Source organism: Variovorax sp. PMC12 (assembly GCF_003019815.1).
In the GTDB taxonomy this organism is placed as follows: domain Bacteria; phylum Pseudomonadota; class Gammaproteobacteria; order Burkholderiales; family Burkholderiaceae_C; genus Variovorax.
In genome coordinates, this window is sequence record NZ_CP027773.1 from 4987475 (window position 1) to 5004795 (window position 17321).

The 17321-nt window shown below is 68.9% G+C and carries 13 protein-coding genes; 5 read left to right on the top strand and 8 right to left on the bottom strand.

What is annotated here, in order from left to right; translation table 11 throughout:
• Positions 1-4: 4 nt before the first annotated feature.
• The 5 genes from C4F17_RS23250 to C4F17_RS23270 all read right to left on the bottom strand — a co-directional run bounded on the left by C4F17_RS23250 (position 5) and on the right by C4F17_RS23270 (position 4941).
• On the bottom strand, positions 5-1942 hold the full coding sequence (locus C4F17_RS23250; protein ID WP_106936821.1) for an autotransporter assembly complex protein TamA: 1938 nt from the start codon (positions 1940-1942) through the stop codon (positions 5-7).
• A 67-nt stretch (positions 1943-2009) separates the two neighbouring features.
• The gene (locus C4F17_RS23255; RefSeq protein ID WP_081268833.1) at positions 2010-3197 is read right to left on the bottom strand and encodes a vWA domain-containing protein; all 1188 of its coding nucleotides are present in this window, start codon (positions 3195-3197) and stop codon (positions 2010-2012) included.
• 25 nt (positions 3198-3222) lie between these two features.
• Positions 3223-3810 (bottom strand): GNAT family N-acetyltransferase, encoded by a 588-nt coding sequence (locus C4F17_RS23260; protein WP_106937675.1) that lies wholly within the window; start codon positions 3808-3810, stop codon positions 3223-3225.
• Between the two features lie 26 nt (positions 3811-3836).
• Positions 3837-4082 (bottom strand): hypothetical protein, encoded by a 246-nt coding sequence (locus C4F17_RS23265; RefSeq protein ID WP_081268832.1) that lies wholly within the window; start codon positions 4080-4082, stop codon positions 3837-3839.
• 4 nt (positions 4083-4086) lie between these two features.
• Positions 4087-4941, bottom strand: a complete 855-nt coding sequence (locus tag C4F17_RS23270; protein WP_106936822.1) for an AAA family ATPase — start codon at positions 4939-4941, stop codon at positions 4087-4089.
• A 160-nt stretch (positions 4942-5101) separates the two neighbouring features.
• On the opposite strand from C4F17_RS23270, the gene C4F17_RS23275 reads away from it, so the two are divergent.
• A complete protein-coding gene (locus C4F17_RS23275; RefSeq protein ID WP_081268830.1) occupies positions 5102-5794 on the top strand; it encodes a c-type cytochrome in 693 nt (230 codons plus the stop codon).
• A gap of 69 nt (positions 5795-5863) precedes the next feature.
• Here the strand turns inward: C4F17_RS23275 and pcaG are convergent, their stop codons facing one another.
• Both pcaG and pcaH read right to left on the bottom strand, forming a co-directional pair.
• Positions 5864-6472 carry a protocatechuate 3,4-dioxygenase subunit alpha gene (gene pcaG, locus C4F17_RS23280; protein WP_081268862.1) on the bottom strand — a complete coding sequence of 203 codons (609 nt, stop codon included), beginning with the start codon at positions 6470-6472 and terminating at the stop codon, positions 5864-5866.
• Positions 6473-6489: 17 nt separating this feature from the next.
• Positions 6490-7215, bottom strand: a complete 726-nt coding sequence (gene pcaH / locus C4F17_RS23285; RefSeq protein ID WP_081268829.1) for a protocatechuate 3,4-dioxygenase subunit beta — start codon at positions 7213-7215, stop codon at positions 6490-6492.
• A 104-nt stretch (positions 7216-7319) separates the two neighbouring features.
• Here pcaH and C4F17_RS23290 point away from each other — a divergent pair, with 104 nt between their 5' ends.
• Positions 7320-8309 (top strand): LysR substrate-binding domain-containing protein, encoded by a 990-nt coding sequence (locus C4F17_RS23290; RefSeq protein ID WP_106936823.1) that lies wholly within the window; start codon positions 7320-7322, stop codon positions 8307-8309.
• Between the two features lie 105 nt (positions 8310-8414).
• Here the strand turns inward: C4F17_RS23290 and C4F17_RS23295 are convergent, their stop codons facing one another.
• Complete coding sequence (locus C4F17_RS23295; protein ID WP_081271722.1) at positions 8415-8849, bottom strand: DUF1841 family protein; 435 nt, start codon at positions 8847-8849, stop codon at positions 8415-8417.
• A gap of 301 nt (positions 8850-9150) precedes the next feature.
• Here C4F17_RS23295 and C4F17_RS23300 point away from each other — a divergent pair, with 301 nt between their 5' ends.
• The 3 genes from C4F17_RS23300 (at position 9151) to C4F17_RS23310 (ending at position 17053) form a co-directional block, all read left to right on the top strand.
• Complete coding sequence (locus C4F17_RS23300) at positions 9151-13260, top strand: hypothetical protein (protein WP_234382328.1); 4110 nt, start codon at positions 9151-9153, stop codon at positions 13258-13260.
• Positions 13261-13344: 84 nt separating this feature from the next.
• A complete protein-coding gene (gene pal / locus C4F17_RS23305; protein WP_106936825.1) occupies positions 13345-13848 on the top strand; it encodes a peptidoglycan-associated lipoprotein Pal in 504 nt (167 codons plus the stop codon).
• A gap of 106 nt (positions 13849-13954) precedes the next feature.
• Positions 13955-17053: a glutamate ligase domain-containing protein gene (locus tag C4F17_RS23310; RefSeq protein WP_106936826.1), complete on the top strand. Its 3099-nt coding sequence runs from the start codon at positions 13955-13957 to the stop codon at positions 17051-17053.
• Positions 17054-17321 lie beyond the last annotated feature (268 nt).

The following is a 17321-nucleotide window of genomic DNA, read 5'->3' on the forward strand; positions in this document are numbered from 1 at the left end:
GCAATCAGAAGGTGAAGCCGAGGCGCAGGTGCAGGCGGAACTTCTTGCTGTCCACGCCGTAGGCAAGGTCGGCCTGCACCGGCCCCACCGGGCTGCGCCAGCGCGCGCCCACGCCCACGCCCACCTTGGGCTTGAGCTCGGCGGGCTTGTCGGCCACGGCGCCGGCGTCGACGAACATCACGCTCTCCCAGTCGGTGAGCTTGTTGTTGTAGACGAAGGGGCGCTGCCACTCGACGCTCGCCACGCCCAGGTAGCGGCCGGCCACGGTGGTGCCGTCGGCGCGCACGGTGCCGATCTGCTTGTAGCTGTAGCCGCGCACGGTGGTGTCGCCGCCGGTCAGGAACATCAGCGTGGAGGGGATCTGCGCGCTGTCCTTGGCCGCCACCGCGCCGCCTTCGAGCCGCAGTTGCAGGCGGCTGCGGCGCGCGTTGGTTTCCTTGTCGTCGCTCGAGCCCAGCGGCAACACGCCGAGCCAGCGCGCGTAGGTGCGGGTGAAGGGCGTCTGCTCGCCCGTGAGCGTGTAGCCCGCGGCCACTTCCAGCGCAAGGCCGAAGCCGCGCGTGGGCGCGGAGTTGTTGTCGAAGTAGCGCCCGGTCCAGCCCCAGTTGGCGGTGACGGCGGAGGCCGACGGAGGCGCGTTGGTGCCGCGGTTCTGCGCGTAGTCGTACTGCAGGAAGTAGCTGCGGTCGATGTGGTCGCTCGACTTGTTGCGCCCGCCGCGCAGGCGTCCGCTGTCGACCACGTAGCTGCCCGACTGCTCGCTTTTCAGCTCGGCACCGGAGAACCAGCGCCAGCCGTGGTCGTCGGGAATGGCGTTGAGCTCGGTGCTCAGCGACTTGATGTCGCGGTCGACCGACAGCCGCGACACCGCGCGCCAGCCTAGCAGCGGCACCTGGTTGTGGATGTGGTCGACCGACAGGCGCGGGCCGTTGTCGGTGGTGAACCCGACGCCCAGCACCACCTTCTGCAACGGCGCCTCGCGCAGCTGCGCAATGACGGGCGCGGCCAGCGGGTTGCCGCTCTCGGTGTCGAGCGTGAGGAACACCGAGTCGTAGTAGCCGCTGCTGGCCAGCCGCTGCTGGGCGTCGAGCAGCTTCTGCTGGTCGTAGTCCTGGCCGCTGGGCAGGCGGGCGATGCGGCGCGCGCCGTCGGGGTCGTAGCGCTGGATGCCGCGCAGCACCAGCGGACCGAACTTGTAGGCCGGACCTGACTGGTAGGTGACGCTCAGGCGCGCCTCCTGGCGGTCGGCATCGATCTCGGCGCGGCTGATCTCGATGTTGCCGGTGGGAAAGCGCTTGGCCGTGAGGCTGCGCAGCGCGGTGGTCTTGGCCGCGTCCCAGGCCTCCTGGGTGAAGGGCTGGCCGGCGCGCAGGGCCCAGCCGGTGCGGATCGAGTCGCGCTGGGCCTCGGCCGCGGCGTCATCGGCAATCGGGCCGCCGTAGCTGATCTGCACGTTGCTCACCTTGGTGATCTCGCCGGGCGAGACGCTGATGACGATCTCGCGCGGGGCCTTGGCGCCCTGGGGCGTTTCGTTGAGTTCGAGCGTCAGCGTGGGCGTGAAGTAGCCGAGGGTGCCCAGCAGCTCGCGGGCATTGGCCTCTGCGGCCACCATGAGGCGGGAGATTTCGGTGGCGCCCAGGTCGTCCAGCTCGCGGTAGCGCTGGATTTCGAGGTGCAGCGCGAGATAGTCGCGCACGGCCTCGGGGCCGCGCACGTCGACGGTGAAGGCGTCGCGCTTGTCCGCCTTGTCCTTCTTGCCGTCTGCGTTCCTGTCGTCTTTGGTGGTACTTGCGGTGCTGTCACCGCGCACGAGGCCGGCCACGGGCTTGCCTTCGGACGGCTCCTTCTTCGGCAGCAGGCTGCAGCCTTGCAGAAGCAGGACGCCGGAAAAAAGCAAAGCCGGCCACCACGCCGGCGAGGAAACTGGAACCACCCTGACCATGGGCGGATTCTGACAGCAAGCCCGGCCGGTTCCTGAAGGCCCCGCCAGATCGCCGGCTTCGTCCTACTTACTTCGACAGCATGCGCATGGCTTCTTCGAGGCCGCGCAAGGTCAGCGGATACATGCGGTTGGACATGAGCTGCTGCATCACCGCGATGCTCTGGCGGTACTGCCATACGCCCTGCGGCTCGGGGTTGATCCATGCGAACTTGGGGAAGGTGTGCGTGAGGCGCTGGATCCATTCGGCGCCGGCTTCCTCGTTGTTGTATTCGACGCTGCCGCCGGGCTGCAGGATCTCGTAGGGGCTCATGGTCGCGTCGCCGACGAAGATGAGCTTGTAGTCCTTGTTGTACTTGCGCAGGATGTCCCAGGTCGCGAACTTCTCGGAGAAGCGGCGCTTGTTGTTCTTCCACATGAAGTCGTACACGCAGTTGTGGAAGTAGAAGAACTCCAGGTGCTTGAACTCGGTCTTCACGGCCGAGAACAGCTCTTCCACGCGCTGGATGTGCTCGTCCATGGTGCCGCCCACGTCCATCAGCAGCAGCACCTTGACGTTGTTGTGGCGCTCGGGCCGCATCTTGATGTCGAGGAAGCCGGCGTTGGCCGCGGTGGAGTGGATGGTGTCGTCGAGGTCCAGCTCTTCGTCGTGCCCCTCGCGCGCGAACTTGCGCAGCCGGCGCAGCGCGACCTTGATGTTGCGCGTGCCCAGCTCCTGCGTGTCGTCGTAGTCCTTGTAGGCGCGCTGGTCCCACACCTTCACCGCGCTCTTGTTCTTGCCAGCGCCGCCGATGCGGATGCCCTGCGGGTTGTAGCCGCCGTTGCCGAAGGGCGAGGTGCCGCCGGTGCCGATCCACTTGCTGCCGCCCTCGTGGCGTTCCTTCTGCTCCTCGAAGCGCTTCTTGAGCGTTTCCATGAGCTCGTCCCAGCCCATCTTCTCGATCTTGGCTTTTTCTTCAGCCGTGAACTCGCGCTCCAGCGTCTTCTTGAGCCAGTCGAGCGGCACTTCCTTGGTGAAGTCGGTCAGCATCTCCACGCCCTTGAAGTAGGCGGCGAAGGCGCGGTCGAACTTGTCGTAGTGCTTCTCGTCCTTCACCAGCGCGGTGCGCGAGAGGTAGTAGAAATCGTCGATGCCGTAGGCGCCGTCGGAGTTCGGGCCCACCACGTCGGCCTGCAGGGCCTCCAGCAGCGTGAGGTATTCCTTGACCGACACCGGCAGCTTGGCCGAGCGCAGGGTGTAGAAGAAGTCGATGAGCATGGGGCGCTCCTTGTGTGTCTGTCTGTCAGCCGCGCGGCTTGTCGAGCAGGTACAGCAGCTGTGCCTTCACCTCGGGCCATTCGCCCGCGCGCAGGCTGTACATGACGGTGTCGCGGATGGTGCCGTCGCGGCGCATCGCGTGGCCGCGGATCACGCCGTCTCTCTTGGCGCCCAGGCGTTCGATGGCGCGCTGCGACGCGAAGTTGAAGTTGTCGGTGCGCCAGCCCACCACGTTGCAGCCCAGCGCATCGAAGGCATGCGTGAGCATCAGCAGCTTGCAGGTGGTGTTGACGTGGGTGCGCTGGCAGCGCGCGGCGTACCACGTGTAGCCGATCTCCACGCGCTTCACCGCTGGCAGGATGTCGTGGAAGCTGGTGCTGCCGAGCACGGTGCCGGTGGCCTCGTCGGTCACCGCGAAGGCGAAGCGGTCGGCGGTCTTGAGCGCGGTCTCGATGTAGGCGCGGGTGTCCTGCGGCTCGGGCACGGAGGTGACGCGCAGCTTCCACAGCTCGCCGTCGGCGGCCGCGGCGCGCAGGCCTTCTTCGTGTTCGAGCGAGAGCGGCACCAGCGCGAGGCCGCGTGCCTTCAGCGCGACAGGTTCGACGAACGCCATCTTCAGCACTTTCTCTTCGTGAGTCTTCAGCCGCGCGGATCGCCGTACTTGTGCACGTACCAGACGCGCGCGGCCTGTGCACCGGCACCGCCGCCCAGGCCGATCAGCGCAATGCCGAAGAGCTCGCGCTTGTTGTATTCGCCGCTGCCGAAGGCGTCGAGGCCGAGCAGCAGCCCGAGCCCGCGACCGAGCATCGCGCCCACCATGAAGAGCACCGCCTGGGCGATGCCCAGCTTCATGAGCTGCCTGGTGGAGTGTTTCTGGCCGCTCATGGGTTCAGCGGTTGTTGCGTTGCATGAAGACGAGCTTCTCGAAGAGCGTCACGTCCTGTTCGTTCTTGAGCAGCGCGCCCACCAGCGGCGGCACGGCGACGTTGTCGTCCTTGCTCTGCAGTGCTTCGAGCGGAATGTCCTCGGCCACCAGCAGCTTGAGCCAGTCGAGCAGCTCGGAGGTGGAGGGCTTCTTCTTCAGGCCGGGCAGGTTGCGCACGTCGTAGAAGGTCTTCATCGCGGCGGTGAGCAGCTCCTGCTTGAGGCCGGGGAAGTGCACCGCGACGATGTGCTTCATCGTCTCCGCGTCGGGGAACTTGATGTAGTGGAAGAAGCAGCGGCGCAGGAAGGCGTCGGGCAGCTCCTTCTCGTTGTTCGAGGTGATGAACACCACGGGCCGGTGCTTGGCGCGGATGAGCTCGCGCGTCTCGTAGCAGTAGAACTCCATGCGGTCGATTTCGCGCAGCAGGTCGTTCGGGAATTCGATGTCGGCCTTGTCGATCTCGTCGATGAGCAGCGCCACCGGCTGGTCGGCCGTGAAGGCCTGCCAGAGCACGCCCTTGATGATGTAGTTGTTGATGTCGCTGACGCGCTCGCCGCCGTCCAGGTCCTTGAGCTGCGAGTCGCGCAGGCGGCTCACGGCGTCGTATTCATACAGGCCCTGCTGCGCCTTGGTGGTCGACTTGATGTGCCACTGCAGCAGCGGCAGGCCGAGCGACTGGGCCACTTCCTCGGCCAGCATGGTCTTGCCGGTGCCGGGTTCGCCCTTGACGAGCAGCGGGCGCTTGAGGGTGATGGCCGCGTTGACCGCGAGCATCAGGTCTTGCGTGGCGACGTAATTGTCTGAGCCCTGGAATTTCATGAGTGAGATGAGTGGGACTGAGGCTGGGGTGGAGAAAAGAACACACTCGATCTGCGTCGTGCGGCCTCAGGGTTGGCCTGCACAGGGTTCCAGGGGACCCCTGCATATAATCGAATGTTGATCCGAAAAACTGTACTCTCCACGAGATTGTGCGCGCAAAATGAACAAGTTGTTGACCACGATGTTTGCCCTTGCTGTCGCTTGCGTGACGGTCTCGGCTGAAGCCCAACAAGTCACTGGCAAGGCCCAGGACGGAGCAAAGAAGGTGGCCATGTGCGTGGGCTGCCACGGCATCATCGGCTACCAGGCCAGCTTCCCGGAGATCCACAAGGTGCCGATGATCGCCGGCCAGAGCGCCACCTACATCACGGCAGCGCTCACCGCGTACAAGGGCGGCGACCGCAAGCACCCCACCATGCGTGCCATTGCCGACACGCTCACCGAGCAGGACATCGCCGACCTCGCTGCCTACTACAGCCAGCTCGGCCTGAAGGACGGCGGCGCACCGCCCGCCACGCTGGCCAAGGCCACGCCGGCCAACGTCGAGGCGCTCATCACCCGCAACGCCGACAACAGCTGCACCAAGTGCCACGGCGCCAACTTCAACACGCCCAACGACGGCACCGTGCCCAAGCTGGCCGGCCAGCATGCCGACTACCTGTTCGTCGCGCTCAAGTCTTACCGCGTGAAGAACAACCCGCACCTCGGCCGCTCCAACGCGGTGATGGGCCAGCAGGTCGAAGAGAAGAAGTTCACCACGGCCGAGCTCAAGACGCTGGCCAGCTACATCAGCTCGCTGCCCGGCGAACTGAAGACGGTGCCCGAGTCGCGCATCCACCACGGCGCCGAATAAGCAGCCCCGCTGCAAAAACAGAAATGCCCGCTGCGAGCGGGCATTTTCTTGTCCGGGATTTCCCTGAGATCAGATGTCGAAGAAGGCCGTCTCGTCCGCGCCCTGCATGCGGATGTCGAAGCGGTAGGTCACCGCGCCGCCTTGCTCCACGCGCTCCGCGATCAGCGTCTGGCGGCGCTCGGCCGGCACGCTCTGCAGCACGGCGTCCTTTGCGTTGGCCTCGGCTTCATCGCTGAAGTACACGCGCGTGAACGCATGCAGCAGCAGCCCGCGCATCAGCACGATCACGTTGATGTGCGGTGCCTCGCCGGGCGACTCGGCGCCGGGCTTCACGGTGTGGAACACGAAGCGGTTGCCCTCGGTGGTGCCGGTGCCGACGCGGCCGAAGGCGCGAAAGCCGATGGCGCGTGCTTCTTCGGGCGTCTGCGGATAGCGGCCTTCGCCGTCGGGCTGGCTGATCTCGACCAGCGCGTCGTTGATCGGGTTGCCGTCGCCGTCGATCACGCGGCCTTCGAGGCGGATGCGCTGGCCGCTGGCGTTGTCGAGCGCGAGCACGGCGTCGAAGGGCTGGTCGAAGTCGTAGCCGTACTGCGTGGCGGTGAGGCCGTAGGCGAAGTAGGGGCCCACGGTCTGCGAGGGGGTCTGGCCGAAGTCGGCTTCCTGTGCGGTCATCAACATGGTTTGCGTCTCCTGGCTCATCGATTTTCGAAAGGCGTTTCGTCCGCGCCGCGCAGCACGATGTCGAACTGGTAGCCCAGTGCGTAGCCTTCTTCGGTGATGTCGAGGCTGAAGTCGGCGATCAGGCGGTTGCGGTAGCGCTCGGGCGTGCCGGTGACCATGGGGTCGTACTGCAGCAGCGGGTCGCCGGGGAAGTACATCTGCGTGACCAGGCGGCTCGCGAAGCTCTGGCCGAACAGCGACAGGTGGATGTGCTGCGGACGCCAGGCGTTCGGATGGTTGCCCCAGGGGTAGGCGCCGGGCTTGATGGTGAGGAAGCGGTAGCGGCCTTCGCTGTCGGTCAGGCAACGGCCCGCGCCCAGGAAGTTGGGGTCGAGCGGGGCGTCGTGCTGGTCGACCTTGTGCACGTAGCGGCCCGAGGCGTTGGCCTGCCAGAGTTCGACCAGCGTGTTGGCCACCGGGCGGCGGCGGTCGTCGAGCACGCGGCCCGTGAGGATCATGCGTTCGCCCAGCGGCTCGCCGTTCTTGCGCGCGTTGCGCGTGAGGTCGTGGTCGAACTCGCCGATGCTGTCGTGGCCGTACACCGGCTGCTGCAGCTCGCCGAGCGAGGCCTTCAGCGGAATCAGCGGCTTCTGCGGGCCGCGCTTCATGGTGGACTTGTAGCCGGGGTACACGTAGCTGGGATGGGCTTCCCAGTCGCGCGGGGTGAGGATGGGCGAGCTGCCCTTGGTCTTGGTCAACATGAACGTTGTCTCCTGTCGTGGGACGAATCCGGAAGCGCAGATTCTCGAAGCACCGTTCGATGATGTAAATTGAAGATTGCTCCGTTATCAATAACCAACAGGCATTGAAAACCCCCGCCGATCTTCGCCAGGACTTCTTGCGCAACGTGCAGCTGCGCCATCTGCGCTGCCTCGTCGCCGTGGCGCAGGAGCGGCACCTCGCGCGCGCGGCCGAGCGGCTGGCGCTGAGCCAGCCGGCGGTGTCGAAGACGCTGTCCGAGCTCGAGGCCATCGTCGGCACGCGGCTGGTCGACCGCAGCAAGGCCGGCCGGCGCGGCGTGCAGGGGCTCACGGCCGCCGGCGAGCAACTGCTGGCGCATGCGCTGCGCGTGCTCGAGGCGCTCGACGCCAGCGCGCAGGCGGTGGCGCCGGCGGCGGGCGGGCGCATCGAGCGGCTGCGCATCGGCGCGCTGCCTAGCGTGGCACCGGCCCTGCTGCCGATTGCGCTGGCGCGGTTGCGCGACGGCTGGCCGCAGGTGCAGATCATGGTGAAGAGCGCCGCCAACGGCGTGCTGCTCGACGAGCTGCGCGCCGGCGAGCTCGACCTGGTGGTCGGCCGCATGAGCGACCCGCGCCTGATGGGCGGCCTGAGCTTCGAGCTGCTGCACACCGAGCCGCTGGTGTTCGCGGTGCGGGCGGGGCATCCGCTGGCGCTGAAGGCGGCGTCGGTGCAGGCGGTGCTGGGCTATCCGCTGGTGGTGTACGGCGAAGGCACGAGCCCGCGGCACAACACCGAGAGCTTCCTGTCGGCCCGTGGCCTGGTGCTGCCGACCAATGCGCTGCAGACGCTAGACGTGGCGGTGGCGCGCGCGCTGGTGGCGGTGTCCGATGCGGTGTGGATCACGCCGCTGGGCGCGGCGCGTGGCGAGCTGGCCGACGGCCGGCTGGTGCAGCTGCGCATCGAGACGGCGGGCACCGAGGAGCCGGTCGGCTTGCTGCAGCGCAGCGATGCCGAGCCCTCGGCATTGCGCGCCGCGATGGCCGCGCTGCTGCGCGAGGCGGCCAGGGAGCAGGGCGCGGTGCCGCCAGCGGCCCGACCGAAGCGCGGCGGCTAGCCGGTATTCGCCAGGAACGCCGCGGAACCGGCTTTGCCGGGCCGCTGGCGTTGCCCCCTGCAAGGGGGGTTGGCGAAGCGACACGAAGTGCGCGCAGCCTGGGGGTTAGTCTTTTGTCGCGCGGCGCTGCACGCAGGCCACGTAGCCTTCGCCGTCCGGCGGCCGGCCGGCGCGCTGGCTCTCCCACATCATCTGGCCCAGGCAGTCCATGGCCTCGTGGTGCGCATGCAGCAGCGAGCCGCGCCGCGCGGCCAGCAGCTCGACGGCCTGGCGGATGCCGCGCGGCTGGTCGATGGAGCATTGCTCGCTGATCGACAGGTGCATCGACAGATGAAGGAACGGGTTCTCGCGCCCGTTCGACCCGTCGTAGACCCGCGCGACCGCCGCGTCGGCGTCGGCCAGGTCCTCGTGGTATTCGGGGTGCTGGTCGATCCAGCCGGCGGCGATGGTCTCGAGCGCTTCCATCGGCAAGCCCTGCCGGTGCTTGGCGTACACGTCGCAGAAGAAGCGGCGCACGTCTTCCTGGGAGGGGTTGAACATATATAGATAAGGCGAGAAGGGTAGGAAAGGCGAAAAAGGGGAAAAACGTCAGCCGAAAGACCGCTTTTGCGGGGGCTCGATGTGTCCGGCGTTCCGGTGACGAAGCGTTACGCCGTAACGTAACGAATCGCGAAATGGCCTGCTTACGAGCTGTTTCCACACATGGCCGGCAGGCCGTCAAAAAGAAAAATATCCATACAAATCAACAGGTTGCGTCATCTGCAAGCAGCTTGGCACGGCGCTGGCCCAAAGCGGCACGCTAGTTGCCCCTGAGTAGGCATCTTTTGTCACAGAGGCTGCCATGAACGCTCCACAAGCATCGACCGTTTCGTCCGAAGGACTTGCCGCCGCCAACGGCGCAGCTCCTGTTGTCATTGCCCAGGCCACCGTTACTCCGCTCGGTACTCCCGGCGCGATGAGTTCGGCGGCGCCCGCTGCTGCTGCCGGCCCGGCCAGCATCGGGACATTATCGAATGCCACGCCCGGCGTCGCAGTGATGCGCGACGGTGTCCGCATTCCGGTCGATGGCAATCAGACCCTGATTGCCGGTGACCGCGTGATCGTGCCGCAGGACGGCCACGCCAACGTGCTGTTCCCCGGCTCGGCCACCAACAAGGCGCCGCTGGCCGGCGTCTTCACCGGCGGCACCGACGCCACCATCGGCTCGACCAAGCTGCCGGGCGGCCTCGAACAAGTGAATGTGGATGTCGCCTCGGGCGACCTCCAAGTGACCCCGCCCGACAGCGACGCCGACGCGGCCGCGCTGGCCGTGACCAAGAAGCTCGCCGCCGGCAGCGGCATCGGCCTGGGCGAATTCGCGCTGGGCGCGCTGGGTGCCGCGGCGCTGGGTGCCGCGCTCGGCGGCGGCGGCGGCGGCGGCACGTCCGGCATCCCGCTGCTCGTGTCTTCCGGCGATCCGAACACCCCCACGACCCCGACGACGCCCACCACCCCCGACTCCGATGCGGACGCCGACGCCGATGCCGACGCGGATGCCGATGCCGACGGCGACGCGGACGCGGATGCCGACTCGGATGCGGACGCCGATGCCGATGCCGACTCGGATGCCGATGCAGACGCTGACGCCGACTCGGATGCAGACGCCGACGCCGACGCTGATTCGGATGCCGACGCGGATGCCGACTCCGACTCGGATGCAGACGCAGATGCCGACTCCGATGCAGACGCTGACGCGGACGCCGATTCGGATGCCGACGCAGACGCCGACGCCGATTCGGACGCCGATGCCGACTCGGATGCGGACGCAGACGCGGACGCAGACGCCGACGCCGATGGCGACCACCTCCTCGACCCGGGCGACGGCCTCATCGGCCATGTCATCGACGACGTGAGCGGTGCGCTCGGCCTCGGCGGTGCGCTCACCCCCGTGACCAACGCGATCGACGGCGTGACCGACGTGGTCGACAACGTGCTGTCCCCGCTGCTCGGCAGCACCTTCACGCCCAACAACCCCAACGAGTTCGACCCGGTCGACAACACCGTCGCCGACGTCACTCACCTGGTGGGCGGCGCGCTGAGCCCGGCGCTCGACGGCCTGCTGGGTGCCGGCGCCACCAACCAGATCCTCGGCTCGCTGAACCAGCAGGTCGACTACCTGACCGACGCGGTGCACAACGGCCTGGAGAACCTCATCGGCGACCACGGCATCGTGACCGGCCTGACCGGCGCCCTGGGCCTCGGCGCGGTCACCGGCCAGCTGCTGGGCGATGACGGCGTCATCGGCGACGTGCTCGGCAACGTGCTGGGCGAAGGCAGCCTCGTGTCCGGCCTGCTCGACGACCAGGGCCTGGTCGGCGGCCTGCTCGGCCAGGACGGCCTGGTCGGTGGCCTGCTGGGCGACGACGGCGCCGTCGGCGGTTTGCTCGGCAACGTGCTGGGCAGCGACGGCCTCGTGGGCGGCCTGCTCGGCAGCACGGGCGCCGTCGGCGGCCTCACCGGCGGCCTGCTGGGTGAACAGGGCCTGCTGGGCGGCCTGCTCGGTGATGGCAGCGCGGTGGGTGGCCTGCTCGGTGACGACGGCCTCGTCGGCGGCCTGCTCGGCGAGGACGGCGCGCTCTCCAACCTGCTGGGCAGCGACGGCCTCACCGGCCAGCTGCTGGGCCACGGCGGCCTGGTCGACAGCCTGCTCGGCGAGCACGGCGTGGTGTCCGGCCTGATCACCGACAGCCCGCTCGGCGGCCTGCTCGGCGGCGACAACGGCCTGCTGGGCGGTGCCGTCGGCGGCCTGCTCGGTGACAACGGCGTGGTCGGCGGCCTGCTGGGCGACGACGGTGCGCTGGGCGGCCTGCTCAGCAACGACGGCCTGCTGGGTGGCCTGCTCGGCGACAACGGCCCGGTCGGCGGCCTCCTGGGCGGCGACGGCCTGCTCGGCGGTGTGCTCGGCGACGACGGCCTGCTGGGTGGCGTGCTCGGCAACGACGGGCTCCTGGGCGGCGTGGTCGGCGACAACGGCCTGGTTGGCGGCCTCCTGGGCGGCAACGGCCCGGTGGGCGGCCTGCTCGGCAACGACGGACTCCTTGGCGGCCTGCTGGGCGACGGCGGCCTGGGCGGCGTGCTCGGCGCCGACGGCCTCGGCGGCGGGCTGCTCGGCTCTGACGGCCTGGTTGGCGGCCTGCTGGGCGACGACGGTCTGGTCGGTGGCGTGCTGGGCAACGACGGCCTGCTGGGTGGCGTGCTCGGCGGCGTGGTGGGCGGCATCGGCAACGGCGGCACGCCGGGCACCGGCGCGGCGCTGCTCGACCCGGTCGACAGCATTGTCGGCAGCGTGGCCAACGGCCTGAACCACGGCGTTCTCGGCGACCTGGGCCTGGGCGACGTGCTCGCGCCGGTGGTCGGCCTCACGGACAGCGTGACGGACACGGTCGACGGCCTGCTCGGCCCGGTGCTCGGCACCTCCTTCAACTCGAACAGCCCCAACGTGCTCGACCCGGTCGATGGCGTGGTGAGCCAGGTGACCGACGGCGTCGGCGGCCTGCTGAGCCCGCTGGCCGACCAGGTGCTCGGCGCGGGCACGACGACCGCGGTGCTGAATGCCGTCGATACGCAAGTGGACTACCTCACGGACGGCGTGGCGAACCTGCTGAACGGCGGCGTGCTGGGTGGTGTGCTCGGCGGCGACGGTGGCCTGCTCGGCGGCGTGCTCGGTGGTGACGGTGGCCTGCTCGGCGGTGTGCTGGGTGACGACGGCCTGCTGGGCGGCGTGCTCGGCGGTGACGGTGGCCTGCTGGGCGGTGTGCTGGGTGACAACGGCCTGCTGGGCGGTGTGCTCGGCGGTGACGGTGGCCTGCTGGGCGGTGTGCTCGGCGGCGACGGCGGCCTGCTCGGCGGTGTGCTGGGTGACGACGGCCTGCTGGGTGGCGTGCTCGGCGGCGACGGTGGCCTGCTCGGCGGCGTGCTGGGTGACGACGGCCTGCTGGGCGGCGTGCTCGGCGGTGACGGTGGCCTGCTCGGCGGTGTGCTGGGCGACAACGGCGTCCTGGGTGGCGTCCTCGGCGGCAGCGAAGGCGGCCTGCTCGGCGGCGTGCTGGGTGACAACGGCGTGCTGGGTGGCGTGCTCGGCGGCAGCGAAGGCGGCCTGCTCGGCGGCGTGCTGGGCGACAACGGCGTCCTGGGCGGTGTCCTCGGCGGCAGCGAAGGCGGCCTGCTCGGCGGCGTGCTGGGCGACAACGGCGTGCTGGGTGGCGTGCTCGGCGGCAGCGAAGGCGGCCTGCTCGGCGGCGTGCTGGGCGACAACGGCGTCCTGGGCGGTGTCCTCGGCGGCAGCGAAGGCGGCCTGCTCGGCGGCGTGCTGGGCGACAACGGCGTGCTGGGTGGCGTGCTCGGCGGCAGCGAAGGCGGCCTGCTCGGCGGCTTGCTGGGCGACAACGGCGTCCTGGGCGGCGTCCTCGGCGGCAGCGAAGGCGGCCTGCTCGGCGGCGTGCTGGGCAGCGACGGCCTCGTGGGCGGTCTGCTCGGCGGCGGCAGCGGCTCGGACGGCCCGCTCGGCGGCGTCCTCGGCAACGACGGCCTGGTCGGCAGCCTGCTGGGCAACGACGGCCTCGTCGGCGGCCTGCTCGGTGGCCTGCTGGGCGGCAGCAACCCGGTAGCCAACATCCTGCAGCCGGCGACGAGCGCCGTCAGCAGCGTGACCGACACCGTCAGCTCCGTGGCCTCGAACGCCACGCACGCGGGTTCCGACGCAACGGCGCCGGTGACCGACATCCTGGCGGGCTCGTCGCATGCGGCCGCACCGGTGACCGATGTCGTCAGCAGCGTGGTGAACACCGTGGAGCACGTGGCCGCGCCGCTGGTGAACGACGTCGTGACGCCGATCACCAGCCTGGTCGAGCACAGCCCGGCCGGCAGCGCGCTGTCGCCGGTGACCAACATCCTTCACGGCCTGTTGGGCTGATCCACAAGAACAGCAGAAGGAGGGGTGGGGAGCGGAAGCACCAGGGACAGGCCGCCACCGGCCTGTCCCGCGAAAGGATTGGATATGAAAAAGAATTTCCGGATACTGGCCATCGTCGCACTCGGAGCCATCCTGGTCGGCTGCGCGGCCCCCAAGACCGGTCGCGACGATGCGACCTACTACTACTCGAACAAGGCCACCAGCGCGGTGCCGAGGGTGGAGCCCGCTGCGCCGCCGCCGGTGCAGAACGGCCCGGCAGGCGTCTCGAAGATCGTCTACTTCGACTTCGACAAGTACAACATCAAGCCCGAGTACATGAAGATCGTCGAGGCGCACGCGAGCTACATGCGCAACCGGACGTCGAGCCGGGTCGTCATCGAAGGCAACACCGACCAGCGCGGCGGCCGCGAATACAACCTGGCGCTGGGCCAGCGCCGTGCCGACGCCGTGCAGCGCGCGCTCACGCAACTGGGCGTGCCGGCCGAGCGCATTGAGGCCATCAGCTGGGGCACGGAGAAACCCGCGTCGCTCGCAACCACCGAGGAGGGCTATCAGCTCAATCGCCGCGCCGAATTCAGCTACCGCTGAAGCCGGTGCCACGCGATGACTTCGACGGCAGTTTCCGGTCCGCGCAAACGTCGAGGCATGGGCAGATGACGGGCGCGACCGGTTTCCCGCATTCGATCGGGGCCGCATGATGTCTTTCCAGGATCAGCTCCATGCCTGCCATGAACGCCTGGTGTCGGTGTGCGCGGCATTGCCCGCCCCGTACCCGGCGTTCACGCTGTTCTTCTCGGTCAGCGACGGTTCGCAGCGTGCCCACGTGGTGCATGCGCGCGCCGCCGACTTCGAGACGGCATGGCGCGAGGGCTCGGAGTCCGTCGGGCGCTGGGTGCGCGAGCGCGGCATCGTGTCGCCGTGGCTGCGCATCGACTGGGTCGAGGGCGCGAGCCCGATGGAGTGGGTGCAGTTCAAGACGCAGCTCACCGCGGTCAAGCGCAACTACTTCCGCCTCGGCCTGGCCTTCGACCAGGACTTCGAGCTTGCCTTCACCGAGCAGGAGCTCAACGCCAACGCCATGCTGTGCGGCGATTCGACCATCGCGCACTCGGTGGTGAACCCGCGCAACTTCGAGGTCTACGGCCTGGCCCGCTTCGAGCGCGCGCCGCCGCTGGACATGCCGGCCGAGCAGCCGGTCTACCTGCTCGCGATGGTGGGCGTGTTCTGCCAGCCCGACGGCGTGGTGCACAAGCTCGTCGGCACGGGGCTCGACGCGGGCCGCCGGCAGCTGCCGGCGCTCAACCCGCAATCGGTGCTCGACCTCGTGCGCAGCGGTTCGGCTTACCTCGCGCGGCAGGTGCAGAGCGACGGGCTGTTCGTGTACGGCTACTTCCCGTGCTTCGACCGGCGCATTCCGACCTACGACGCCATGCGCCACGCGAGCGCGGTCTACGCCATGCTCGAGGCATGGGAGCTCACGCGCGACGAGACCCTGCGCTCGGCCATCGACCGCGCGATCGACCACCTGACCAGCTGGCTGATCCGCGACTACACGCTGCCCGACGGCCGCGCCGCGGCCTTCCTGGTGGACACCGGCGGCGAGATCAAGCTGGGCGGCAACGCGGCCTGCGTGCTCGCACTCGTGAAATACTGCGAGCTGATGGACACGCGCCACTGGCTGCCGCTCATCGACAGGCTCGCGCTCGGCATCGCGTCGCTGCAAGACCCGGAGACCGGCCGCTTCAACCACGTGCTGCATGCGACCGACCTGTCGGTCAAGCAGGCCTCGCGCATCATTTACTACGACGGCGAGGCGGTCTACGGCCTCATGCGCCTGTACAGCCTCACGCGCGACCCGCAGTGGCTGGCGGTGGTCGAGAAGGCCTTCGACTATTTCATCGCGGGCCAGCAATGGCAGTCGCACGACCACTGGCTGAGCTGCTGCGTCAACGAGCTCACGCACTGGAGCCCGCAGGAGAAGTACTTTCGCTTCGGCCTGCAGAACGTGGCGGGGTACCTGGACTTCGTGCTCGACCGCAAGACCACGTTTCCGACGCTGCTCGAACTCATGCTGGCCGCGCAGCAGATGCTGCAGCGGCTCGAGGGCATGCCCGCGATGCGGCACCTGCTCGACGAACTGGACACCGAGAAGTTCTACCGCGCGCTCGACTACCGCGCGCACTACCTGCTCAACGGCTTCTTCTGGCCCGAGATGGCGATGTACTTCCGCCGGCCGTCGACGGTGGTGGGGTCCTTCTTCATCCGGCACCACTCGTTCCGCGTGCGCATCGACGACGTGGAACAGTACGTGTCGGGCTTCGCGGCCTACCACCGCTACCTGCTCGAACGACGGGCGCTGGCCGCCGCCAGCGGTACGGGCGGTGCCCCCGCCGGCAACGGCGCGCGCGACGACGGCCCGGCCTGGACCGCGAGCGAGATGGCCCGCGTCACCGGCGGCGAGTGGGTCGTCAAGCCCGAGGACGGCTGGCGCGCCAGCGGCGTGACGCAACGCTCCTTCATGCGCAAGGGCCGCGTGGTGTTCGACCACCAGACGCGCCCGTCGAAGACGCCGCTGGCGGCCGTCACGCTCAAGGGTGTGCTGCAGCCGGCCGCCGCGGTGCTGTGCACCGACCCCAAGCCGCACCTGGACAAGCGCGTGCCGGTGCTGAAGGTGCAGAACGTGCTGCAGTCCGTGCTGCTGCTGGGCGACCATGCGCGCTGCGAATTCACCGGCCGCGTGTGCGGCGTGCTCGGCAGCGGCGCCGGCAGCGGCACCGTCACCGCCATGCTGGCCGGCGCGCTCACCGTGTGGGGCGAGGTCGCGCAGCCCGAAGGCAACATCAGCCTGCCTTCGGGGCTCGCCTGGAACATGACCTGCATGCCGCGGCACGCGGCCTACTGGGTGATGGAGATGGGCGCGTCGCAGATGCCGGCATCCGCGCAGCTGGTGCGGCCCTCGCTCGTCGTCGTGACCGGGCTGTCGGCCGCGTCGCAGAAGCATCGCGGCCCTTCCGAAGCGGCCGCGCGGCTGGACAGCCGCATCTTCCAGTCGATGAACCCGGGCGACAGCGTGGTGCTGAACCGCGACATGCCCGAGTTCGCGACCTTCGCCGACGCGGCCATGACGCAGCAGCTGCAGATCGTGACCTACGGCGAGCACAAGGACGCCGACGTGCGCCTGCTCGCCTTCGACCACGGCGAGGTGCAGGCGCTGGTGGCGGGCGAGCCCTTCCAGCTGCGGCTCAACGCGCCGGGCCGGCACATGGGTGCGAGCGCCATCGCCGCGCTCGCCGCGCTGCAGGCGCTGCGCCTGCCGCTGGCCGCGGCGGTCGAGCCCTTTGCGCACTTCGAGCCGCCGGGCGGGCGCGGCGCGCTGCACACCATTCACATCGGCGGCGGCAGCTTCAAGCTGATCGACGAGACCTACGACGCCAACCCGAGCTCGATGCGGGCCGCGCTGGAGATGCTGTCGCAGGCCCCCTGCGAGCCGGCGCGCCGCGTGGCGATCCTTGGCGACATGCAGGAGCTCGGCCCCGCCGCGCAGCGCCATCACCTCGACCTGGAGGCCGAGCTGCTGGCCTCGCAGCCCGATCGCGTGCTGCTGTGCGGCCCGCTGATGCGGGCACTGCACACGCGCATTCGCACCAAGGTGCGATCGCACTGGTTCGTCGATGTGTCCGACCTGTCCACCGCGCTCGGCGGCCTCGTGCAGCCGGGCGACTGGGTGCTGGCCAAGAGCTCGGCGGGCATCGGTCTTTCCCGGCTAGCCCGGGTCTTGAAAGCATTGCCATGAGATGGAACGCGTTATTGCATTCGCCCTACGAACATGAGGCAGCGGCAGCACCGCGGCGCTGGTGGCTGGGCTGGCTCCAGCTGCTGTGCGCCTGGGTGCTCTGCATGCTGTTGTGCGCCAACATCGCATTGGTGTTCGCAGAGGGTTTGCCCTATCAGGCGAAGGCCGTCAGGTCAGGGAGTCCGGCCGGTTGCGCGGTTACGGGAAGCGCCGCGCAACCGGGACCGGAGCAGTCCGTGAAAGCCGTTCCGTCGAAGGTGCGAATGCC